Here is a 20,784-nt window from a genome sequence, read left to right as displayed (position 1 = left end):
AGCTATGAAACGAGCGCTGTTTTTCATGCTTTTTTCTCTCTTGTGTGTACCGCTTGCCGCCTCCAAGCCGACAGTCGTCCTCGTACTCAGCGGCGGCGGCGCCCGCGGGCTTGCCCATATTGCTGTGCTGGAAGCCCTTGAAGCAGAGGGAATTCCCATCGATATGGTTCTGGGAGCCAGCATGGGCTCGCTGGTCGGTGGTTTGTACAGCAGCGGCTACACTCCCAAGGAAATTCGCAGGCTCCTGGAAGAGACCGACTTGGTCGGCTTGTTCTCGGAGCCGGCTCTCGATACCGTACGCAATCAAAATACAGCGTTCTCCTACATGCACGACCATGTATTCTCCCTTGGTTTCGGCGAGAAAGCCTTAGGTGATGGTCCTTCACTCATCGGAGACCAGAAAATTCTTGAGCTGTTGGGGTATCTTTTTGCCAAATACCCAAATACGATCGATTTCGACGATTTGCCCATTCCGTTTCGCTGTGTTTCTGCGGATGCACTAACCGGAGAGCGTATCGTATACGAATCGGGGTCCCTGGTCAGCGCCATCAGAAGCAGCATATCCATCCCCTTGGTATTTTCCCCATACCCCTATGAGGAGAATCGGTTGGTGGTGGATGGAGGCGTGGTGGACAACCTGCCCATCGCTCTCGCCCGGTCGTTGGGAGCCGATATCGTCATCGCCAGCGATGTGAATGCCCTGCAATTTCAATCCTATGAAGAACTGGAAAACCTTTCGGCGATGGCGGTGCAGACAGTCTTCCTGCTCACACAGGAGAAGGCTACCATGCAACACCCGCTTGCCGACCTGCTGTTTCTCCCCGACCTGAGGGATATCAATTCGCTGGATTTCACCAAACCGGAACTGATCATTGAGCGCGGCAGACAGGCTGTGGAGGCAAGGCGTGATGAGCTTGCAGCCTTGGCCGAGAAGATAGGGTCGACACGAGGCCTTGCTGTTCTGGACAGCAACCGCAATGGGGCGTACAGCCTGCAACCAACACCGACTATTTTGCAGATTGCCATCCAGGACCTCTCTCTCAGCGATGGACATCAGATGCCCCAGGCTAAACAGTTTTCCTCGTTCCTGGGACGGAAACTCGACAAGCAGACAGCCGAGGAACTCAACTTGAAGTTGCGGGAAATCCGCAAGGCCAACGCTCTGGCAAGCCTCTCCTATGAGATGGCGCCTGGCGGCACCTTGTTGATATCGGGTCGCGGTTTTGGGAAGCTTGATCGGAATATCAGCCTCGGCTTGCAAAGCGATGCAGGGTTTTCCAACGCACTGCCTTCATCCTTGGCTTGGTACCGGGCGGATGTGTTTCTGGATGCATACGTCAATGACTTTTGGAACACCGAGCTTTCCTTGTTGGTCAATGCGACCTTGGGGCAGAAGACCAGCATGCAGATTGCCCTGAGCTACCCGTTTGCATTTACCAGTTGGGGGCAGGTGGATGTGAAACTCGGCCTGTTCTACGGCAGCGGCAGTTTCAGCACGCTGAGCACGGTGGTGAATGCAGCCCGGACGGCTCCCCTTGACCGAGCTTTCCATGCCGACCTGGCCCTGGATCTTCGGTTCAACGAAATCGGCTTGGCTTCCCTGATGGGCTCTTACCACCTTGTCTCGCTGCACGACAATCGGTTTGCCGATACCTTTCTTGCTTTCCCCGAACTGAAAGTCAGCTTGTTGTACAACAGCCTGCGAAGCCGTTTCACCCCCGGCGGATACAGGTTGGACGTGCTTGCATCGATAGGATACCTTGACCAACTGCTGGGCAGCATGCGTCTTGCATGGAATCAGAGATTTGCCCTCACGTATCTGGACAGTCTCGGGTATGACCTGCATCTCTCCTTGATCCGCAGGCCGTATCCCTTGTTGGACAGCTATGCCGATTTGGGTATCGTCGAAGGAATACCCGGCTACAGTCCCTTGTCGCTCAGGCGTGATGCCCTGTATGCAGGAGTAACCTGGCAGCATCGGCTCAATGAAGTGCTGGGGTATCCCACCTACAGCAAGGTCATCCTGCGAACAGGTGTGCTGGACGTGTATGACCCTTATACTGCCCAAGCCCCCGCAAGCAATGACTATTTCTCCGATATCATGTGGGATATGGGCTTGGGGGTGGTCCTGGGACTGGTTGCACCCCTTGGTGAGATCCTGATCAGTTTCGGGGCAAACCTCGCTGGTTTTGTCACCCTCGCCGTCGGAGTCTACTGATGCAGGCCCCGTACCGCATGTACGCCCGGCATTTGGAGGGTGTCTATGGAGGCCGGGTGTATCGAGTCGGTGTCGACGCCCTTTTTTCTTGTCCGAATCGTCGGGAGGATGGAACGGGTGGGTGCGCCTTCTGCGACGGCAGGGGAGCTTCAGCTGTCTATCACCGTACGCAAGAGCATGAGCTGAGTCGGTTGGGCTTATGCCGGGACGGGATTGTGGAAGATTTTTGTTCGAATGCCGGTTCCCTTGCTGAGCGGATCGACCGCATCCGTTTTCAAATCGAACGGGGCAAGGCTTTTGTGAAGCGCCGCTATAAAGCCGAGCGGTACAGCCTCTACTTCCAGTCCTACACCAATACATTTGACACCATTGAGAACCTCAGGGCGTTGTTTGATGCCGCGTTGGCCTGCGGTCCCTTTGTTGAGTTCATCGTCTCAACCCGTCCCGATTGCCTGCCGCAGCAGGTTGTAGATCTGCTGGCATCGTATACCGGCATGGTCGAGAAAGTCTGGGTTGAGATCGGCCTGGAGAGTGCAAATCAGCGCAGTTTGGACCTCATGGGTCGAAATCATGACATAGAATGTTATATTCGTGCGGTAAAAGCGTTACATTTGCGCCATATCGGTGTTTGTACTCATGTGATGCTGGGACTGCCGTATGAAGGGTGTGATGACTATCTTGCAACGGCACGACTGATCAACGCGGTACACAGTGATGCCGTGAAAATCCATAACCTGCATGTCTGTGCGGGAACTCGCTTGGATGATTGGCATCGGCAGGGAGAGGTATGTACAGCTTCGCTGAAACGGCATGTCAGTGATTGCATCTTCTTTCTCCGACATCTTCAAGACTCGGTTGTCATCGAACGGATGATGTGCGAAACTCCCAGTCATAGGCGTGTATCTCCTCGTTCGTTTCCTGACAAGCACCAATTTCTTGCACAGGTAACACAAAGCATGGAAACGCATGGCTGGGTACAAGGGGATTTGGTATGAGTGGAAGGATTCCATTGCAAAAGATAGTCCGGATAACAGGAATTGTGCTTACGATAGTGGTAGTCGGTCTCATTTTGGCGTATTCGTTCATGCCGAAGGAGGCCTATCCCCATATTTCATGGATACCATTTGCCGACAAGGGCGACCATATGGCAGCCTATGCAGCCTTCGGGTTCTCCTTCTTCTTGGCGACGCTGCAAATCCCCGGTTCCGGAAAACAACGAAGAGCACGATCCAAGGTCCATTCAACCCTGCACATCACCAGCTGGTCCGGCAGATCGATCATCTACACCTTGGTGACCGGGTTGCTGCTTGGTGGTTTCGTGGAGTTCCTCCAGCCAAGGTTTGGAAGGACCCGGGAATGGCTCGACCTTGCAGCCGACTTCATGGGGCTGGTCGTCGGGGTGGCGGTGGTCCTGTTGCTGCTCAAGTTGGTCGGTTCGTATTTTACCACGCGGCCTTGGCTGTATGACCCGAATTGGAAGGATGGGGTTGATGAAACTCGCTGAACGAATACGAGACGCGCTGATGCATGCAGTAGTCGAGCTTGATGAGGATGTGCTTGACTTGATCAAAAGAGCTTATGGGCAAGAGGAGCGTGAGCCGGCAAAGGCCGTACTCGATGCAATACTGAAGAACCTTGAGCTTGCAAAAGAGACCGGCCTGCCTATGTGTCAGGATACCGGATTGTTCTTGGTCTTTGCCGATGTGGGGCGCACCTGTCCTCTTTCGTTTGGAAGCATTGAAGCCTCCATCATGGAGGGCTGTGAGACAGCCGTCCAGCAAGCATATTTTCGTCGTTCCATCGTTGCGGAGCCGGTCTTCGACCGAACCAATACCCAAAACAACCTGCCTCCGGCCATCTGGTGGAATCTTGTCGAAGGCAGTGGCCTCACCCTCCGCATCCTGCTCAAGGGTTTCGGCAGTGAGAACTGCAGCTCGGTGAGGATGCTCAATCCCACCGGGGGAAAAGAAGCCGTAGTGGAAGCGGTCAGGCAGATCGTCCAAAAGGCCGGGGGCAAGCCTTGTCCTCCGATTTTTGTAGGAGTGGGCTTGGGCGGCACCATGGACAGAGCGGCGTATTTGAGCAAGCGCGCCTTGCTTCGCGATGTACGCCAGGCGAACAGTGATGCGCGATATGCTGCCTTGGAGCAGGAGATTCTTGCCTCCATCCAGACGTTGGGAATCGGCAGCGGCGGATTGGGGGGCACCATTACCGCCTTGCACGTGGCTGTCGAGCAGGAGAGCACCCACATTGCGGGGCTTCCCCTTGCTGTATCGATCAATTGTTGGGCCGACCGAAAGGCGACCATCACCTGGAAGGAGGGAGAAGATGCGTGAGCTCAACCTTCCTCTCACACCTGAAGATATTGCCGGCCTGCAGGCATACGACCAAGTCCTCTTGACCGGAAAGCTATATGTCGGCCGCGACCAGGTGCACAGCCTGTTGTATGAACGACTGCTTCATAGCGAGAGCCTTCCCATTGATCTGATGGGACAGGCGATCTATTACATGGGCCCATCTCCGGCACCGGCGGGGAAGGTGATCGGCGCCTGCGGTCCAACGACCAGTGCAAGAATGGATCCCTTTTCACCCCTGTTGCTGGACCACGGGTTGAAGGTCATGATCGGAAAAGGGCCGCGAAGCCAGGATGTTGTTGATGCGATCAGGCGAAACAAGGCGGTCTATCTTCAGGCTTTTGGTGGATGCGGGGCACTCTATGCCTCCACGGTGAAGTCTTCACGCATCCTTGCATTTGAACACCTCGGACCGGAAGCTCTCCTCCTTCTTGAGGTAGAGAAATTTCCGGCAATTGTCGCCATTGATAGCCTACAGGGAAGTGTTTTCACGTATTAGTCCTGTTTTTCTTCTTTTTACTGGACGTTTTGGTGGAGGTGGAGTACAGTTTCCTGTATGCAAGACTCCCTTGCAAGCCTCTTCATCTTGGGGTGACTGAAGAGCCTTCTCTTTCCATGCGGAAAGCGGGGAGGAAAATCATGTAAGCCGGAAGGATATGCCGTGAAGAATTATATGACTGTGCGCTTTGCGCCCTATCTTCTCCTGTTTCTGCTCATCGGCTGCACAAAAGAGGCTGTCCCCCAGGTGGCGATGCCGAGCATCCCTGTTGTTACCGAGAAACAGATAATCAAAGAGACTGATGTCATCAACGACCTGGTCAAACCGGTTGAATTGGATGACCGATTCAGCTACACCTACGGATATATGCTGTACACAACACTGCAACAACAGGGCTTCGGCAACCTGGATGCTTCCTATTTTGCCAAGGGCGCATTGGACGCCCAGAGGCAGAAAGGTTTTTTCACCCAGGAGGAGATGGGCGCGATCCTCTATGAGGTCCAAACAAACATGCTTCAGATCGCCCAGCAGGAGCTTGAGGCCCTCGCTGAGCAAAACCTGAAGACAGCCCAGGAATTCCTTGCAACCAATGGCACTCGTGAGCAGGTCAAAAGTACGGAGTCGGGACTGCAGTACGAAGTATTGTCAGTCGGCGAAGGGCAGACGCCTACCGAGGAGAGCATTGTCGAGGTTGACTACCAGATCCTGCTTCCCAACGGCCGAGTCGTCGACAGCAGCTATGAGCGGGGCCAGAGCTCAACATTCCAGCTGAAAGCCATCATGGTTCCCGGATTCATCGAAGGGGTGAAACTCATGAGCGTCGGTTCCAAATACCGGTTCTGGATTCACCCTGACCTGGCGTACGGCAAGGAAGGGACGCAAACCATTGAACCGAACACGCTCTTGATTGTGGAAGTCGAGCTGAAAGCCATCAAATAGGTGCTGCAAGCAGATCCAGTATCGTTTCCAGCCGAGTCACCGTGTAAGTCGCCTCAAGGTCGGGGGGGAGTGCCTGATTGTGAGGATTGTACCAGACTGAGTCGATGCCGCTGTCCATTGCACCGCGGATGTCGCTCTCAGGGTTGTCGCCGATCATCAGGCAGTGACTCTTCTCGCCCAACAAATTCGAGCGCTCAAGCATGGCAGAGAAGTATCGGGTGTCGGGTTTCTGCCATCCAAGTTCCTCGCTGATGAAAATGTCCTTGAAGAAGTGAGAGACACCACTCTCCTTCAATCGTCCCCGCTGCACCTCAGCGATGCCGTTGGTGGCGAGAAAAAGCGTGTAACCCCGCTTTGCAAGCGTCGAGAGTATGAGCAGGCTGTGTCCAAACAGTATCCCTTGCCCCGCCAGATGGTTCTGATAGCTTTGGGATGCTCTGTTTGCATCCAACAAGAAGAGGGATGTTTCAGAGAAGCGCTCAAACCTCTTTGTCTTCAGCTCCTCAAGGGTCAACGCACCTTGCTCGAACTCTTTCCAGCAGGAAGCATTGCAAGCTTTGTATTGCAAAAAGTGATCGTTCTGGACTGAAAGTCCCAAGTCCCGGGCCATCGAATGGAATGCGTGGTGCTCAGCCTGTTCAAAATCGAACAGTGTTCCGTCTGCATCGAAAAAAAGATAGCGGTACATGCTCTGTCATCCTTTACTTGGGTTCTTCTTGTCTGTACGATAAAGAAAAACAGTCCGGTGATGCAAGACCGGTTCAAGGAGTTGACAATGCAGGATAGTTTTCTCAAACGCCACTTGACCCTTTCAATTCTCTTTGGGTCGTTGCTCATGATTCTTGGCATCTACCTGATGTTCCAGCAGGAGTCGTTCGTCAAGATATTCATCTCGATTCTTGGCTTGTTCCTTGCCGGCTCAGGACTGTTCACCCTGTTCTCCCTGAGTGGGTACAAGCTGGGAAAGCGTTCCAAGATTGCAACCCTCGTCAAGGCACTGATCAGTCTTGGCCTGGGCATCACAGCAGTCATCGTACCGCTGACGGCAGCCGATGTGAGCTGGAAGGTGTTCTTGTTTGTAATCGCCATCGAATTGGTTTTTTCGGCGGTCATCTTATTCTTGGATGCGCTCTTGCTGCGAAAGAGTGGTATCGTCGTTACCGGGATGCTCTCTGAAGGTGTGTTTTCCTTGGTTGTTGCAATCCTGTTGTTTGTCTTCCCCGAGCAGATAGGCAGCATGTTGCTCAAGCTGGTAGGGGTTGTGTTGATCGCCTCAGGCCTGGGCATGGTGTTTTGGGCCTATCGGATCCGCAAGATCAACCGACAGTTCAACACGCAAGCCATCGAGGTTGAAGCTGTCGTGGTTGACGAAAGCTCCAAGGACTAGGGCACCAGGAAGGAGGAGACGAGACCGTAGCGGGCGATGCCATCGGCATCTGCAACCGATTCCCCTCCGATGGTAAGCATGGAGGAAGCGAGCGGCAGCATCTTTCGGCTGAACATATAGTCGATGCGCTCCTTGAAGTCCTTCTTGACCAGCGTGTTGCCTGCATCGGTTGCACTGGAGAAGTGCGTCACCCGATAGACATCATAGAACTGTTCATCCTCGAGGAGGGTGGTCAGCGGCCAGAGATAATCGACTTGCCGATAGGCTATCGGGCTGAAGGTGTTCCAATCCTGGTGTGATGGTTCGAAGAGGCTTGCAGCAAGCAGGGTCGGCTCGGTGACCGAGCCTTCGGCAATGATGGCTTTCAGGCTCTCCTGCCGTGCTTGGGTGACGCTTTTTTGGACAGCCTTCCAATCACCACCGTCTGCGAAGGTCGCGAGCACCTTGTACTCCGGCAGGTAGGCGAGAGCTAGGCGGAGCGTCTTCTTCTCGCTGAACTGAACGCTGGCACCATGGGTGCTGGAGCTGATGATCGGCAGGGATGTGATGATGGCCCCGCCTTCCACCAGTACTGCATGCATGCCCACCTGTCGTACCACATCAATGACATTCTGCATGTGACCGGTCAAAAATATGACAGGATAAGAGAGGTCGCTGATACTGTTCTTGACCTGCCCAGCCATGCTCTTATCGCTCCAAGGCGTATCGTCGAGGGGCAGCAGCATTGCATGCAGCTGGCTTTGGTCGGTGAATAGAACGGTCGGCTTGTCGGTGGTGTAGATTCTTGGGAAGGTGAGTTCGTCCAGCGGTGGGATCTGCCGATACAGCTGGTCCAAGGCAGCTTGTCGGAGTCTTTCTTCTTCCTCCAATTGGCGCTCCAAGGCTTCCTTCTGTGCAAGTTCGTGCTGCTTCAGCTGGGCGAGGCGCTTTGCTTCTGCGTCCCGTTCTTGTTCAAGCTTGATTTTTTCCTCAAGTGTCGAAGTTTTCTCTTCCAGCTGGACCTTCAGGATGGCCATCTCCTCACCGAGAGCCTGGATGGTGGACTCAAGGGTTTGCACTAGGGTTGCATGCTGGCTCTGCCATGCCGATTCCCTTGCAAGAAAGTCGGCTTCGGTCTGGGAAAGCAAATCTTCCAACTCGCCATTGATGACCTGCTGTTCGGTAAGCAATCCTTCCAGCTCGTTTGCATGATAGGTCAGATTTTCGTATGCCTGGGTCATGTCCTCCAGTTCCTGCAGGGCGAAAGTCAGCTGCTCGCCGGTGGACGTTGCTTCCTCTTTGGTTGCGACCAATGCCTTCAGTGCAGCATCGAGGCGGGCCTGCAGGTCGGTTTTTGCTTGGGTCAGTTCCTCAAGCTGCTGCAAGGCGATGACCAGCTGCTCGCTGGTGGAGCCTTGTTCCCCCTCGATTGCAGACAAAGCCTGCAGTGTTGCATCGAGGCGGGCCTGCAGGTCTTCGTTGGAACGTTCCAGCAGGGTATTCTTCTCTACAAGGGAGGCGATATTGGCTTGCGCCTCATCCCATGCTTGTTGGCGGCTTTGCTGCAGTTGCTGCTCTGCTTCCATCGCTTGCCGGGCGGCCAGCATCCTCTCCTGTTCTTCTGCTTCGGCCTTGCGTTGTGCTTCCTCAAGCTGCTGCTTGGCCATTTCGGCATCGAGGATTGCCTGCCTCTCGGCTTCGATGGTGGAATATTTGGTGACCGGCAGTGTGCCTTCGGATGCACTCAGTTGAATGACATCCTTGCCCTGGCTTGCAGTATAGCTCTGGCATCCGACGGTAAAAAGAAGCATGACGAGAAGAATGGGCAGTAACCAACGTTTATTCATAGTGCTGTGGTGTCCTTAAAAGTTGAAGAATGCCTCGGCCCGGGCCTTGGCTTGTGCTTTGCGCTCCGCTTCCTCCTTGGAGTCCTCTCCAAGCATGAACGAGTCGCAATAGTTTGCTTCCACCTTGTCCTCGATGTACTCTTCCACTCCTTCGAGGCAGTCATGATAGATTCCCGGGTGGTAGAAGCGGCAGTTTACGCAGCTGTGCAGACTTTTCGAGCAGGTTGGGCAGAGCGTCGAATAGCCGATACTGGTCATGACGTCGATGCTTGTATGACAGTGATGGCAGGCACGCATAGTTAAAACTCCAATTGTTTCCCATACTCGGCCATTTCGCCATCGGTATAGGTCTCTTTCGAAAGCTGGATGGTTTTATGGTCGTTCTTCCAGCGGGGGATGATATGCAGATGCAGGTGCGGAACTTCCTGCCCGCTCTCTTTTCCATTGTTGATGATCAAGTTGGTGGCATCGCAGCCGATCTGTCTCCTCAGTGTTGCATCAGCTTGTTTTGCCAGTTTCATCAGTTGGGCGAGCACCTCATCGGGGCACGATTGAAGATCTGGATAGGGCTCCTTGGTGATCAGCAGCAGGTGCCCCTTGTTGACAGGTTTGATATCGAGGATGGCGAAGCAAAGTTCGTCCTCATGAAGTTTAACGCTGGGGATTTCCCCTTTTAAAATTTTTGTGAAAATCGTTTCCATGGCACACCTCGAAGCCATTGTATCACACAAGTGTCGAGTCGGAAAAGGATTGTATTGGGAAAAGGGATTGCACAAAATAAACAGATATACTATCATCCACGAGGTACGGTGGGACAGCAGATTTGCTTCTTGGTCCCTTTCAATCCCTTCAGAGGCTAACCTGATGCGTACTAGGAAGAAAGACCTTTCCCATCGGGTGTTGTTTGGAACTGCAGGGATACCTGTGGATTCGTTTTATTCTATTTTATAGAGGTTATACAGAATGGCTAGTTTGCAAAACTTGAGGAACATCGGAATCAGTGCCCACATTGACTCGGGAAAAACGACTCTCTCCGAACGCATCCTCTACTACTGCAATAAGATCCACGAAATTCATGAAGTTCGTGGTAAGGATGGCGTTGGCGCCACCATGGATAGCATGGAGCTCGAGCGTGAACGAGGTATTACGATTGCCTCAGCTGCAACTAACGTCACTTGGAAGGGAACGGAGATCAACGTCATCGACACTCCGGGCCACGTTGACTTTACCATCGAGGTAGAGCGTTCACTGCGCGTACTTGACGGCGCAGTGTTGGTACTTTGCTCCGTCGGCGGCGTACAGAGCCAGTCGATTACCGTTGACCGGCAGATGAAGCGCTACCATGTTCCCCGTATTGCCTTTGTCAATAAATGCGACCGAACCGGGGCCAATCCATACCGTGTCAAAAAGCAGCTGGTCGAGAAGCTCGGCCTGAATGCGGTTCTGATGCAGATTCCCATCGGGCTTGAGGATCATTTGGAAGGCGTTGTCGACTTGGTGACCATGAAGGCACTGTACTTCGATGCCGGTCCGAATGCAGACCAGGTCCGTGAAGCTGAGATTCCCGCCCATCTCATGGCAGAAGCCATCTCCAAGCGCGAAGAGCTGCTTGACGGTGTTTCCATGTGCTCCGATGAGCTTATGGAAGCCATGCTTGAGGACAACGTAACCGTTGAACTGCTGCAGAAGGCTATCCGTGAAGCTACCATCCGTCTTGAGCTCTGCCCGGTGTTCATGGGCTCTGCATACAAGAACAAGGGCATCCAGCCGTTGCTTGATGCTGTTGTCAGCTATCTGCCCAACCCGACCGATGTCGTGAACAAGGCTCTTGACCTGGACAAGAACGAGGAAGAAGTCATTCTCAAGGCTGACGATGATCTGCCACCTGTCATTCTTGCCTTCAAGCTTGAGGACGGTCAGTACGGCCAGCTTACCTATATTCGTGTGTATCAGGGCAAGGTGAAGAAGGGCGATGAGCTCTACAACACCCGGTCCAAGAAAAAGTTCCGTGTAGGCCGCTTGATTCGCATGCATGCAGCCGCCATGGAAGACTTGACTGAAGTCGGTTGCGGCGAAATCGCAGCCCTCTTCGGAATCGAGTGCGCCAGCGGAGACACCTTCTGCGATCCCAAGCTCAACTACTCCCTCTCCTCCATGTTTGTTCCCAACCCGGTTATTTCGCTGGCCATCAAGCCGGTGGACAAGAAGGCTGCCGACAATATGGGCAAGGCTCTCAACCGCTTTACCAAGGAAGATCCCACATTCCGCAGCTACGTCGATCCCGAGTCCAACCAGACCATCATCCAAGGCATGGGTGAATTGCACCTCGAAGTCTATGTCGAGCGTATGAAGCGCGAGTACAAGGCAGAGGTTGAAGTCGGTAAGCCCGAGGTGGCCTACCGCGAGGCAATCACCGCCCGTGCCGACTTCAACTACACCCACAAGAAGCAAACCGGTGGTTCGGGTCAGTACGCACGAGTGGCCGGTTACCTTGAGCCGCTTCCGGATCCTGTCGAGGGAGAGGAGTACAAGGACTACGAGTTTGTCGACGAGGTCAAGGGTGGAGCCATCCCGACCGAATATATTCCTTCCTGCGACAAGGGCTTCCAGCTGGCCGTCAAGAAGGGCAGCCAGGTTGGCTTCCCGGTCATTGGAGTCAGGGCTGTAGTGAACGATGGTGCCTGGCACCCCGTCGACTCTTCCGATCAGGCGTTCCAGACTGCTGCTTTGGGTGCATTCCGCGAAGCGTTTGAGAGGGCCAAGCCGGTCATCCTTGAGCCGATCATGAAGGTCGAGGTTGTTGCCCCGAACGAGTTCCAAGGCGGTGTATTTGCTTCGATCAACCAGAGACGCGGTTTGATCGTCAGCTCCACCGAGGACAACGCCATGTGTACCGTTCTCGCCGAGGTTCCCCTCTCCGAGATGTTCGGGTACTCCACGGTGCTCCGCTCCCTGACTCAGGGAAAGGGTGAGTTCACCATGGAAATCGGCAAGTACGGCCGCGTACCCGCCGGTGTTTCCGAACAGCTGAAGAAGGATTATCAGGAGAAGCGCAGAAAAGAGCAGAAGTAAGTTCTGCACTGCCTTTCATTGTCGCCCCCATGGGAAGGTTTCTTTCTGTGGGGGTTCCTTATGCAGGCCATTGTGTAAAATTGTACCCAACCGGCGATTTCCATAGTATACTAAGGCTGAACCTAATTACTACTTGGAGGTGAGTACTATGGAAATTCAAGAGTTGAACGACTTGAGTCCTCTTCGCGTTTTTGATGAGTCACTGGGCGGCGGACTCGGTCGTGGAAACCTCGGGGTCCTCGTTTCTCGTCACGGGGTGGGGAAAACAGCATGTCTGGTACACCTGGCCACAGATAAACTGCTCAGAGGTGAGCATGTAATCCATGTTTCCTTTTCCGGCAACGTCGAGCACGTCATCAATTGGTACAAGGAAGTCTTCCGGGAAGTCTCTGAAGGGCGCAGCCTTGATGATGCAGCATCGGTGTACAATAATATTCTCTCCAACCGTGTGGTCATGAACTTCAGCCAAGAAAATGTCACCATCGAAAAGGTGCTTTCGAGCTTGGAAACATTGATCAAGCATGGTTCTTTCAAAGCTGACGCCATTCTCTTCGATGGGTACAAGCTGACCATTGCAACCGAGGATGATGTCAAGAAAATCAAGCAGTTCGCCCAGAACATGAATCTTGAAGTCTGGTTCAGTGTATCTCCGGTTCGTGCTGATGTGGTCTATGACAAGTACGGTGTTCCCAACACCATGCAAAAATATGTTGACCTTATCGATGTCCTTATCGGACTGATCTACAATGAGGAGCGTGACAAGGTAGTCATGACTGCGGTGAAGTCCCATGGGGGAATGGTGGAAAAGCCTATGGGGGTCAGCCTCGATCCCAAGACCATGCTCATTTCCAAGTAAAGTTCACCTGAAGGCCGCCTGAGAGCGGCCTTCAGTGTTCTTCAAAGCGGCTTGATGCTCAGGTTCTCTCCCTCAAGACCGATTTTCACTCCTTGGGAAGTGAGTTGGATGCGCGCCGGATGGGCGAGCATCCATTTGTTCTGCTTGAACAGCAACCTGTCCTCGTCGGTGTTCTCCCTATACCGGCCTTCTTCACCCAATGGCTCATTCGTACCCTTTGGAAGGACAATGATGGATTTGAAGCCCTCCTGGTGCACGCACAGCGGAGCCAGGTGCAGCACCTTGGCCTTGATGAGTGCAACCGAGCCCTTGGGAAAGTAAAAGAGTTCCGCTGCATTGGTGTGGACTGAATTGAAGTCCTTCAGCTGGGTGAAAGGAGTCAGAAACTGCAGGCAGTCGGTCACTGCGATGAAAAGCTCAGGGCTCTTGTGGTACTCTGCGCCGTTGATCGATCTGTTGCGTCCGTTGCAGTACCCCACCTGGATTTCCTCTCCTTCAAAGTACGCTGACAGGCACTTGGCTTCATCGAGCACTTCCAACTCAGGCAGTGAAGCGACATAGATGTTTCCCTCTTGGGGAATGGCGGTAAGTCTTTGTGCTGTTTCAAGTAGGTCGTCCACCTTCAGGTTTGGCAGCAAGGTCCCGTACTGGGTGAACCGTGAGGAGTCGATGCGATGGATCATGAAATGGGGATTCGCACTGATCAATGCATGGGGAATGTGATAGAAAGCTGATTGCATGGTTTACCTCGTACCTATCAACATGAAGATTCCAGTCAACAAGAGCATGGAGAATACGATAAGGGAGAACTTGCGCTCATCGACTTTGTTGTGCACCCGTTCTCCGATGACCACCCCCGCAACAATGAAGGGTATGAGCAGGGCCGTCGTTTTCAGGGTGTTTTGGTCGAGAGAGCCCTCGCCAAGGTATGTTGCAATGATGATGGTGTTGAGCGTGGCCCACAACAGGCAGAGCGTAGCCCTGAAGGAACCCTTGTCCGGCAGGGCGCGGGTGGCATACAGCACCACCAAGGGTCCGCCGGAGGAGAAAAGGCCATGTACAACTCCTCCCAGGACAAGCAGCGCGTAGTAGGGCAGGGCCCGCTTTCCTTGAGGAATGCCACCCTGTTCCTGTTTGCGCACAAGCCGGTACAGCTGGCTGACTGAGACAAGAACGATGAATACGGCCAGGATCATCGAGAGAGAAGAAGTGTCCTGGCTGCGAAAGAGATACATGCCGAAGGGAAGACCGGCAAGCATGCAAGCTGTGATGACGGCATATTGCTTGAAGTCAATCCTGCGAACATTCCGTACAGCCAGATACAAGGCCAGCAACCATGCGAGGATGGTAATGACTTTCACCGCAGTCTTCACCCCGAGCAGGGCGCTGACAAACGGCATGGCAAGGACTGCGCATCCGAACCCGGTCACAGCTTCCAGGGCATGGGTGATCAGGACGACCACGCCGCTTGCAAGAATCGCACTCACCGCTTTGCCTCGATGATGAGGTGAAGGTCCTCTCTTGAAAGCGATGGTTTCTGGTTGAGCAGCTTTGGATCGTCAAGGCAGCGGTCAAAGACCGAGGGGTCTCTGAGCTCGACGCCGATGTCGGCGAACCTGGTTGGAATACCCAGATCCTGCATCAAAGTGGCGATGTCGCCTCTCAGAGCGGCAATGGCTTGCCCGGTGCTGAGGGTGGGGTGGAAATGCTTGCCGATGCTGGCCAGCTCTGTTCGATTCGTCTCATCCTGCGCCGCCCGGTCGAAGATTTCCAGCAACGTGAAGGCGCATGCAAGGCCATGGGGAACATGCCAATCCTCACTGAGGACAAAGGAGATGGCATGGCCGGCGGCAGTCCCGGTGATGTTGAAGGCGATTCCGGCTTTTGTGGATGCCGTAAGCATTGCCTGGGAGAGTTCCCGTCTTTCCGGGCTCTGCCCCTTGATAGCCTTATACAGCTTTGGAAGTGTTTCCAGGATATCGATGGCGGCTTGGCGGGCTATCGTTCTGGTGATGGGAGTGCTGTTCTTGTTCCAGATTGACTCCAAGGCATGGTCCAGGGCATCCAGGCCGGTGGCTGCACAAAGTGAAGGTGGAACGCTGTCGAGCAGGGATGCGACCAAAACTGCGGCATGGGCGGTCATCAGAGGAGAGCCAAGGGTGTACTTCCTTCCGGTTTCGGCGGTGTAGACACCCACCTTGGTGACTTCCGAGCCGGTGCCGGCGGTGGTGGGGACCAGGACCAGCGGCTTTGAACGTTCGGTGATGTGCCGCTTCGGTTTGTTTGTGAGGTACTCATCAAGGCTTCCCCCGTTGGCGGCGAGCATGGCAAGCGCCTTGGCCGAGTCGAGGGTGCTGCCACCGCCGATGCCCAGTACGACATCGCACGATGCAAACCGCGGATCCTCATACATGCGCATGATATCCACGGAACGGGGATTCGGCTGGATCTCATTGAAGATCCTGACTTGGGCACAGCCGGCCAATTCCTCCAGCAGGGTGTCCTTGGCAGGGATCGGGGCGCCGTCGATGACTGCGCAGACGGTGAGCCCGTCTTCCTTGTTTGCCGAAAACTGAAGAATCTGTGCAAGGGTTTTCCCACTCAGATCGGCAAAGCTGAGGATATGAACCGAGCTTGCCAGGCTTTCGATCATTTGAGATTCTCCTCTTCGATGGCCTGCACCTGTGCGAAGGCATTGGTCAAGAAGTCCTTCTTGAACTCCATCTTCTGGGTGAAGCCCATGGCAAGCCATGCATCGACGATTTGCTTGCCGACAAAGGGTGCGGTGATCCAGCCTCCGAGGGTGATGACGTTTGCATTGTTCACGATCTTGGCCCGTTCTGCACTGAAAATGTCATCCACCACGCATGCATAGATGCCTTTGTGCTTGTTTGCCACGATGGCCATTCCCTGGCCGGTGCCGCAGATCAGGATTCCTTTCTCAGCCTTTCCCTCCTGGATCGCCTTTGCCACCTTGGGAGCCTGGATGAAATAGGGTTGTGGTGCGTTCTCGCTCTCGATGCCGAAATCGAGGACGGTGTATCCGCTTTCTTTCAGATGTTCAGCCAACTCCTTCTTGAGGGGAAACCCGCTGAGATCGCTTGCTATTGCTATGGTCATGCATTCCTCCTTGCGCTCTGTACCAATGCCAGAGCCTTGCGTGTAATTTCTTGTGCAGTGAGACGGTAGTGCTCAGCCAGCCAAGATTGCGTACCAACCTGGCCGAATTCATCGTGGATGCCCACCATCGCCATCGGTGTGGGATGGGTTTGTGAAAGCAAGTTTGCAACTGCAGAGCCCAAGCCTCCTGCTGTCTGATGGTTTTCGGCCGTTACGATGCAGCCGGTTTTCTTTGCATAGGAGAGGACGAGCTCCTCATCCAAGGGCTTGACGGTGTGCATGTCGATAACCGCTGCATCCAGGCCTTCCTGCTTGAGAAGCTCTCGTGCCTTGATCGCTTCACCAACCATGATGGCTCCGAGGGCGATGATGGTGACATCCCGCCCGTCGCCAAGCACCTTGCCCTTGCCCAAGGTGAAGGATTCACCTGCTTCATACAGGGCAGGGACTGCTTTGCGGTGGAGGCGCATGTAGGTGCACCCTTGGTGGGCGGCACACGCTTTGACCAATGCCTTCAGGCTCACCGGGTCGGACGGCTCGATGATGTACAGGCCCGGAATCATGCGCATCAGGCCGATATCCTCAAAGGGCATGTGCGTTCCCCCGTTGAAGGCGGCGCTGATGCCGGGGTCGGTTCCCACCAGCTTCACGTTCAATTTTGCATAGTTGGCCGAGATGAAGAACTGGTCGAATACCCGTCTGGAGGCAAAACAGCCGAAGGTGGCTGCAAAGGGAATCTTCCCTGCTGCGCTCAGACCGGCGCTCACTCCGACGAGGTTCGCCTCGGCGACACCGACGTCGACAGCGCGTTCAGGGAACATCTGCTTGAAAGCCATGGTCCCGCTTGCCCGCATCAAATCAGCTTCGACCACCATGATCCGGTCATCTGCTTGTGCAAGCTCGATAAGGGTATCGCAGTAGACTGCGCGCATCTCTTTGGTTTCCATCATCTCCTCCTCATCCCAGCTCGGCAATCGCCGCTTTGGCGGTTTGCAGATCGAAGTTCATATTGTGGTTGGTCACCTTGTTTTCGCAGAAGGAGGCTCCCTTTCCCTTGATGGTATCCAAGATGATCATCGCAGGTTTATCCGATTGCTCTTTTGCCTTCTGGATGGCTGCATCCATCGCTGCAAGATCATGGCCGTCAACGCGCTGGGTGAACCAACCGAAGCTCTTCCACTTCATTTCGATGTCGCCGAGGCTCATGATGTCATCGGTAAGGCCGTCGATCTGCATTTTGTTGTAGTCGGTGAAGGCGATGAGGTGTGCAAGCTTGTAATGGGCGGCAAAAAAGGCAGCCTCCCAGTTTTGTCCTTCCTGACTCTCCCCGTCGCCGATGATGGCATAGACATAGCGGTCCTTTTTATCGATTTTCCCTGCATAGGCAAGACCGCAGGCGGCTGACAGGCCCTGGCCGAGAGAGCCTGTGGTCATGTCGATTCCCGCTGTCTTGGTCCGGTCGCAGTGGCTGGGAAGGTTGGTTCCTCCCTGGTTGAGTGTATCCAGCTCTGCAAGGGGGAAGAATCCCTTGAGTGCCAGCGTTGCGTACAACGCCGGTCCTGCATGTCCTTTGGATAAGACCAGCAGGTCCCGGTCTTCCCAATGGGGATTGGCCGGGTCCACACGCATGACCTTTCCGTACAGCAGAGCCAGCAGGTCTGCGATTGAAAGAGCGCCTCCGATGTGTCCGACACCGAGATTTCCAATTGTATACAGGGTTTTCTTGCGGATTTCCTTGGCAAAATCCGACAGTTGCCGCAGTTGTTGCGAGGTGAGCATGAAGGTACCTCTCTTTTAGTTACTTAGTGAAAGTAAATATATTGCATTCCTTCTTGCTTGTAAAGCCACTTCTTGTGGATTTTTTTCATCGATGGGATTAGACTGGTCGCACAAGGGAGGGTGCAATGCAAGGAAATCCACTGAGGGCATCAGATCTACGAGTCCATAATCAGAATATGGTGCTCTCCCTCATCCATGCTTCCAGGGATGCGGGCATCAGCCAATCGGAGGTGGTGCAAAAAACCGGGTTGAAAGCTCCGACCATTTTTCGCATCTTCACCTCCTTGGAAGAAGAAGGCTTGATTGTCCCCGCCCAGGGCAATGCAGAGGAGATCGTGGCAAAGAAGGGAAGGAGACCGGTTCTGTATGTGGTATCCAAGCATGCCCGGTATACCATCGGTCTTGAATTTTGGACCGCCTTTCTCTCCCTTGGCGTCTTCGACTTCCAAGGCGAGCGGATATATTCGGTCATGCACCCGCTTTCCGAATCTGTGCAGGCGGGCCAGGTCATCGACCTCATCGTAGACGAGATTCATCGGATACTGGACGAACTCTCCATTCCCAAGCAGAAGATCATCGGGGTGGGGGTGGCAGCCCCCGGCCAGGTCGACCTCGCCCGCAAGCGGGTGCGCTACTATCCCCGTATCGAGGGCATGAAGGATATTGCCTTGGTCGATGAGCTTTCGAGGCGGCTCGGACTTGCGGTAATGATCCACAACAACTGCAGCGCCCTTGCTTTCAGCGAGTACCGCTACGGCGGATTCGACCACCAGGGCAGCATGTTCACCTTCCTGCTCAGGACCGGCGTGAATGGTGCCTTCGTGCATGACGATGAGATTTATATAAACAGCCAGAACCAGACGATCGAGTGCGGCCACATCCCGATCGACAGTGACGGGCCCCGATGCAGTTGCGGCAGCCGCGGCTGCCTGCAGGCGTATCTGCAGGACCTGGACCCGAATTCCGTAGAGCTCAGGCTCGCTCTGTTCGAAGGGCTTGAAGAGAAACTCCAAAACGGTGATGGGGTGGCAAAGCGGACCATCGAACGGGCTGCCGGGTACCTGGTCATCGCAATGAAGGTTCTCACCCGTCTGCTGGCTCCGAAATCCTTCCTGTTTGTAGGGTGTTGTGAAACCATCGCCCAGGCCTTGCGTGAACACGTTGAACACCTGCTGAGCGAACCTGATGCATTCTGCTCGGAAACCCCGCAGATTTTCGCTACCGCCTATGACCCGTTGCTTGCCCAAAAGGGGGCGAGCGATTTGGTGCTCCAAGAGTATTTCCGCTGAAAAAACGAAAGTTTTCATTGACGAAACAACTATTGTAGTATTTACTTACTTATGGAAAGTAACTATATAGGGTGAAGCTTGGCCTTCCCCTTTTCCATCCATAAGGAGTCGAGCGTGAAACATCCCGTAAAGATAGCAGTAGTATGCCTTGCAAGAAAAACCTATGACTATGAGGCGGCAGGGGAGCTCTATTCCAGTATCCGTCAGGATCTCAAGAAGATCGAGGCGGTCCAGTGGTGCTTTGTCAATGAGCTGGTGATCAGCCAGGAAGACGGCATGGCTGCTGCCGCCAAGTTGGCAGGCGAGCATGTGGATGGCTTGATCTGCATTTCCGGGACATTCCATCTCGGACATCTGATTCTGATGCTCAAGCGTGAGCTTTCGGTTCCTGTCCTCCTGTGGGGCCTGCCCGAACTGCCGTACAACGGGGGAAAGATTCGGCTCAATTCGGTATGCGGTGTGAATCTCAATGCATCCAACCTCTACAAGAGTGGTTTTAACGATTATTCAGTCATCATCCAACATGCGGTAGACGAGGATTGGATCGACGCCCTGAGGGTGATCAAGGCGATGAAGGGCGCGAAGATCGGCATCTTCGGGTATCGCGCTGATGGTTTTTTTAATGTCGGGGTGCAGGACAACCTGCTTTTCGGACAGACAGGCGCCTTGGTCGATCATTATGAGCTCTCCGATGTGCACAACTATGAGGTGCACGCCGAGGAGGTTGCACAGCGGCGCAAGCAGCTTGAGGCGACCTTCGATGTCTCCACCCTGTCCGAATACCAGCTGGACAAGGTGTCTCAGCTCTCTGCAAAACTTGATGCCTTCTACCATGCAAACGGACTCAGTGCCCTGGCAATCCGCTGTTGGCCGGAGTTCGCCCGCGATTTCGGGGTTTCTCCCTGTGCAGCGATGTCGTTGCTGCAATCGGAAGGCCTCATCCTGGCCTGCGAAGGGGACATCGACGGCGCTCTTTCCATGATCGCCCACAAGGCCCTTGGTGCTGAAACCCCCTTCCTCTTCGACTTCTCGCAAGTGGATTTCGAACAGGATTTCGCTCTTTTCTGGCATTGCGGGGTGGCCCCCTGCAACCTCTGGGATGGTGTCTGCAACCGAAGTCTTGACACCTATTTTGCCGGTGGCAAGGGTGTGACCGCTGATTTTGTACTCAAGAGTGGAGAGCTCTCGGTACTTCGCATTGATTCGGCTCGAGGTGGATACAGGATGTTCCTGCAGAAGGCGAAAGCCATACCCATGGAGAAGCTGCTCAAGGGTACGTATATGAAGGTGGTATTCGATCGGCCGGTCAGGGAGGTGTTGAACCTGGTGCTGGACAACGGACTCGCCCACCACTCGTCGGTGGTGTACGGCTCCTACCTCCGCCCCTTGGAATTCGTTGCCAAAATCAAGGGATGGCAGGTAATCCAGTAGCAACGTATTTGTTT

Annotated in this window: 21 protein-coding genes; 11 read left to right on the top strand and 10 right to left on the bottom strand. The window is 54.2% G+C overall.

Annotated features, from left to right (window positions below; genetic code table 11):
• Positions 1 to 4 precede the first annotated feature (4 nt).
• The 6 genes from B3F49_RS06410 to B3F49_RS06385 all read left to right on the top strand — a co-directional run bounded on the left by B3F49_RS06410 (position 5) and on the right by B3F49_RS06385 (position 6,010).
• Positions 5 to 2,218 carry a patatin-like phospholipase family protein gene (locus tag B3F49_RS06410; RefSeq protein ID WP_293909860.1) on the top strand — a complete coding sequence of 738 codons (2,214 nt, stop codon included), beginning with the start codon at positions 5 to 7 and terminating at the stop codon, positions 2,216 to 2,218.
• Positions 2,218 to 3,213, top strand: coding sequence for a TIGR01212 family radical SAM protein (locus B3F49_RS06405; RefSeq protein ID WP_293891635.1), 996 nt, complete (start codon positions 2,218 to 2,220; stop codon positions 3,211 to 3,213). Before B3F49_RS06410 ends, B3F49_RS06405 begins: the two co-directional genes overlap by 1 nt.
• Positions 3,210 to 3,722: an antibiotic resistance protein VanZ gene (locus tag B3F49_RS06400; RefSeq protein WP_293909858.1), complete on the top strand. Its 513-nt coding sequence runs from the start codon at positions 3,210 to 3,212 to the stop codon at positions 3,720 to 3,722. Before B3F49_RS06405 ends, B3F49_RS06400 begins: the two co-directional genes overlap by 4 nt.
• Entirely contained in the window at positions 3,709 to 4,554 is an 846-nt protein-coding gene (locus tag B3F49_RS06395; protein ID WP_293909856.1) for a fumarate hydratase, read from the top strand. The genes B3F49_RS06400 and B3F49_RS06395 overlap by 14 nt, the downstream gene beginning before the upstream one ends.
• The gene (locus B3F49_RS06390) at positions 4,547 to 5,071 is read left to right on the top strand and encodes a FumA C-terminus/TtdB family hydratase beta subunit (protein WP_293909854.1); all 525 of its coding nucleotides are present in this window, start codon (positions 4,547 to 4,549) and stop codon (positions 5,069 to 5,071) included. Before B3F49_RS06395 ends, B3F49_RS06390 begins: the two co-directional genes overlap by 8 nt.
• Positions 5,072 to 5,233: 162 nt before the next feature.
• Complete coding sequence (locus tag B3F49_RS06385; RefSeq protein WP_293909852.1) at positions 5,234 to 6,010, top strand: FKBP-type peptidyl-prolyl cis-trans isomerase; 777 nt, start codon at positions 5,234 to 5,236, stop codon at positions 6,008 to 6,010.
• On the opposite strand, the gene B3F49_RS06380 is transcribed toward B3F49_RS06385, so the two are convergent.
• Complete coding sequence (locus B3F49_RS06380; RefSeq protein ID WP_293909851.1) at positions 6,003 to 6,698, bottom strand: YjjG family noncanonical pyrimidine nucleotidase; 696 nt, start codon at positions 6,696 to 6,698, stop codon at positions 6,003 to 6,005. The two genes, B3F49_RS06385 and B3F49_RS06380, sit on opposite strands and share 8 nt — an antisense overlap.
• A gap of 87 nt (positions 6,699 to 6,785) precedes the next feature.
• Between B3F49_RS06380 and B3F49_RS06375 the strand changes: the two genes are divergently transcribed.
• Entirely contained in the window at positions 6,786 to 7,397 is a 612-nt protein-coding gene (locus tag B3F49_RS06375; RefSeq protein ID WP_293891651.1) for an HdeD family acid-resistance protein, read from the top strand.
• On the opposite strand, the gene B3F49_RS06370 is transcribed toward B3F49_RS06375, so the two are convergent.
• Genes B3F49_RS06370 through B3F49_RS06360 form a run of 3 tightly spaced genes read right to left on the bottom strand, consistent with a single transcriptional unit; the run spans position 7,394 to position 9,924 of the window.
• Entirely contained in the window at positions 7,394 to 9,223 is a 1,830-nt protein-coding gene (locus tag B3F49_RS06370) for a hypothetical protein (protein WP_293909849.1), read from the bottom strand. The genes B3F49_RS06375 and B3F49_RS06370 overlap by 4 nt on opposite strands.
• A 15-nt stretch (positions 9,224 to 9,238) precedes the next feature.
• Positions 9,239 to 9,520 carry a hypothetical protein gene (locus tag B3F49_RS06365; RefSeq protein WP_293891656.1) on the bottom strand — a complete coding sequence of 94 codons (282 nt, stop codon included), beginning with the start codon at positions 9,518 to 9,520 and terminating at the stop codon, positions 9,239 to 9,241.
• Between the two features lie 2 nt (positions 9,521 to 9,522).
• On the bottom strand, positions 9,523 to 9,924 hold the full coding sequence (locus B3F49_RS06360; RefSeq protein WP_293891659.1) for an HIT family protein: 402 nt from the start codon (positions 9,922 to 9,924) through the stop codon (positions 9,523 to 9,525).
• Between the two features lie 262 nt (positions 9,925 to 10,186).
• Here B3F49_RS06360 and fusA point away from each other — a divergent pair, with 262 nt between their 5' ends.
• Both fusA and B3F49_RS06350 read left to right on the top strand, forming a co-directional pair.
• On the top strand, positions 10,187 to 12,295 hold the full coding sequence (gene fusA / locus B3F49_RS06355; RefSeq protein WP_293909847.1) for an elongation factor G: 2,109 nt from the start codon (positions 10,187 to 10,189) through the stop codon (positions 12,293 to 12,295).
• Positions 12,296 to 12,443: 148 nt separating this feature from the next.
• Positions 12,444 to 13,151 carry a hypothetical protein gene (locus tag B3F49_RS06350; protein WP_293891665.1) on the top strand — a complete coding sequence of 236 codons (708 nt, stop codon included), beginning with the start codon at positions 12,444 to 12,446 and terminating at the stop codon, positions 13,149 to 13,151.
• Between the two features lie 41 nt (positions 13,152 to 13,192).
• Here the strand turns inward: B3F49_RS06350 and B3F49_RS06345 are convergent, their stop codons facing one another.
• Genes B3F49_RS06345 through B3F49_RS06320 form a run of 6 tightly spaced genes read right to left on the bottom strand, consistent with a single transcriptional unit; the run spans position 13,193 to position 18,050 of the window.
• Positions 13,193 to 13,891, bottom strand: a complete 699-nt coding sequence (locus tag B3F49_RS06345) for a DUF4867 family protein (protein ID WP_293891668.1) — start codon at positions 13,889 to 13,891, stop codon at positions 13,193 to 13,195.
• Between the two features lie 3 nt (positions 13,892 to 13,894).
• Positions 13,895 to 14,638 (bottom strand): sulfite exporter TauE/SafE family protein, encoded by a 744-nt coding sequence (locus tag B3F49_RS06340; protein ID WP_293909845.1) that lies wholly within the window; start codon positions 14,636 to 14,638, stop codon positions 13,895 to 13,897.
• Positions 14,635 to 15,804 (bottom strand): iron-containing alcohol dehydrogenase, encoded by a 1,170-nt coding sequence (locus B3F49_RS06335; RefSeq protein WP_293909843.1) that lies wholly within the window; start codon positions 15,802 to 15,804, stop codon positions 14,635 to 14,637. The genes B3F49_RS06340 and B3F49_RS06335 overlap by 4 nt, the downstream gene beginning before the upstream one ends.
• Positions 15,801 to 16,271, bottom strand: coding sequence for an RpiB/LacA/LacB family sugar-phosphate isomerase (locus tag B3F49_RS06330; RefSeq protein ID WP_293891677.1), 471 nt, complete (start codon positions 16,269 to 16,271; stop codon positions 15,801 to 15,803). The genes B3F49_RS06335 and B3F49_RS06330 overlap by 4 nt, the downstream gene beginning before the upstream one ends.
• Positions 16,268 to 17,218, bottom strand: coding sequence for a transketolase family protein (locus B3F49_RS06325; protein ID WP_293909841.1), 951 nt, complete (start codon positions 17,216 to 17,218; stop codon positions 16,268 to 16,270). Before B3F49_RS06325 ends, B3F49_RS06330 begins: the two co-directional genes overlap by 4 nt.
• 10 nt (positions 17,219 to 17,228) lie before the next feature.
• On the bottom strand, positions 17,229 to 18,050 hold the full coding sequence (locus tag B3F49_RS06320) for a transketolase (RefSeq protein ID WP_293909839.1): 822 nt from the start codon (positions 18,048 to 18,050) through the stop codon (positions 17,229 to 17,231).
• Between the two features lie 125 nt (positions 18,051 to 18,175).
• Here B3F49_RS06320 and B3F49_RS06315 point away from each other — a divergent pair, with 125 nt between their 5' ends.
• A complete protein-coding gene (locus B3F49_RS06315) occupies positions 18,176 to 19,339 on the top strand; it encodes an ROK family transcriptional regulator (protein WP_293891686.1) in 1,164 nt (387 codons plus the stop codon).
• Positions 19,340 to 19,453: 114 nt separating this feature from the next.
• Positions 19,454 to 20,770, top strand: coding sequence for a fucose isomerase (locus B3F49_RS06310; RefSeq protein ID WP_293909837.1), 1,317 nt, complete (start codon positions 19,454 to 19,456; stop codon positions 20,768 to 20,770).
• The last annotated feature ends 14 nt before the right edge of the window (positions 20,771 to 20,784 follow it).

It is taken from the genome of Sphaerochaeta sp. UBA5836 (assembly GCF_002432845.1).
Lineage (GTDB): Bacteria > Spirochaetota > Spirochaetia > Sphaerochaetales > Sphaerochaetaceae > Sphaerochaeta.
The sequence above is the reverse complement of the archived record's forward strand: the minus strand, read 5'-3'. Positions and strand labels throughout refer to the sequence as shown.

What these genes read in the sequence shown, in the direction of transcription:
- B3F49_RS06410 (WP_293909860.1), top strand. Translation starts at nt 5, where the DNA reads ATGAAACGAGCGCTGTTTTTCATGCTTTTTTCTCTCTTGTGTGTACCG.
- B3F49_RS06405 (WP_293891635.1), top strand. Translation starts at nt 2,218, where the DNA reads ATGCAGGCCCCGTACCGCATGTACGCCCGGCATTTGGAGGGTGTCTAT.
- B3F49_RS06400 (WP_293909858.1), top strand. Translation starts at nt 3,210, where the DNA reads ATGAGTGGAAGGATTCCATTGCAAAAGATAGTCCGGATAACAGGAATT.
- B3F49_RS06395 (WP_293909856.1), top strand. Translation starts at nt 3,709, where the DNA reads ATGAAACTCGCTGAACGAATACGAGACGCGCTGATGCATGCAGTAGTC.
- B3F49_RS06390 (WP_293909854.1), top strand. Translation starts at nt 4,547, where the DNA reads ATGCGTGAGCTCAACCTTCCTCTCACACCTGAAGATATTGCCGGCCTG.
- B3F49_RS06380 (WP_293909851.1), bottom strand. Translation starts at nt 6,698, where the DNA reads ATGTACCGCTATCTTTTTTTCGATGCAGACGGAACACTGTTCGATTTT.
- B3F49_RS06375 (WP_293891651.1), top strand. Translation starts at nt 6,786, where the DNA reads ATGCAGGATAGTTTTCTCAAACGCCACTTGACCCTTTCAATTCTCTTT.
- B3F49_RS06370 (WP_293909849.1), bottom strand. Translation starts at nt 9,223, where the DNA reads ATGAATAAACGTTGGTTACTGCCCATTCTTCTCGTCATGCTTCTTTTT.
- B3F49_RS06365 (WP_293891656.1), bottom strand. Translation starts at nt 9,520, where the DNA reads ATGCGTGCCTGCCATCACTGTCATACAAGCATCGACGTCATGACCAGT.
- B3F49_RS06360 (WP_293891659.1), bottom strand. Translation starts at nt 9,924, where the DNA reads ATGGAAACGATTTTCACAAAAATTTTAAAAGGGGAAATCCCCAGCGTT.
- fusA (WP_293909847.1), top strand. Translation starts at nt 10,187, where the DNA reads ATGGCTAGTTTGCAAAACTTGAGGAACATCGGAATCAGTGCCCACATT.
- B3F49_RS06350 (WP_293891665.1), top strand. Translation starts at nt 12,444, where the DNA reads ATGGAAATTCAAGAGTTGAACGACTTGAGTCCTCTTCGCGTTTTTGAT.
- B3F49_RS06345 (WP_293891668.1), bottom strand. Translation starts at nt 13,891, where the DNA reads ATGCAATCAGCTTTCTATCACATTCCCCATGCATTGATCAGTGCGAAT.
- B3F49_RS06335 (WP_293909843.1), bottom strand. Translation starts at nt 15,804, where the DNA reads ATGATCGAAAGCCTGGCAAGCTCGGTTCATATCCTCAGCTTTGCCGAT.
- B3F49_RS06330 (WP_293891677.1), bottom strand. Translation starts at nt 16,271, where the DNA reads ATGACCATAGCAATAGCAAGCGATCTCAGCGGGTTTCCCCTCAAGAAG.
- B3F49_RS06325 (WP_293909841.1), bottom strand. Translation starts at nt 17,218, where the DNA reads ATGGAAACCAAAGAGATGCGCGCAGTCTACTGCGATACCCTTATCGAG.
- B3F49_RS06320 (WP_293909839.1), bottom strand. Translation starts at nt 18,050, where the DNA reads ATGCTCACCTCGCAACAACTGCGGCAACTGTCGGATTTTGCCAAGGAA.
- B3F49_RS06315 (WP_293891686.1), top strand. Translation starts at nt 18,176, where the DNA reads ATGCAAGGAAATCCACTGAGGGCATCAGATCTACGAGTCCATAATCAG.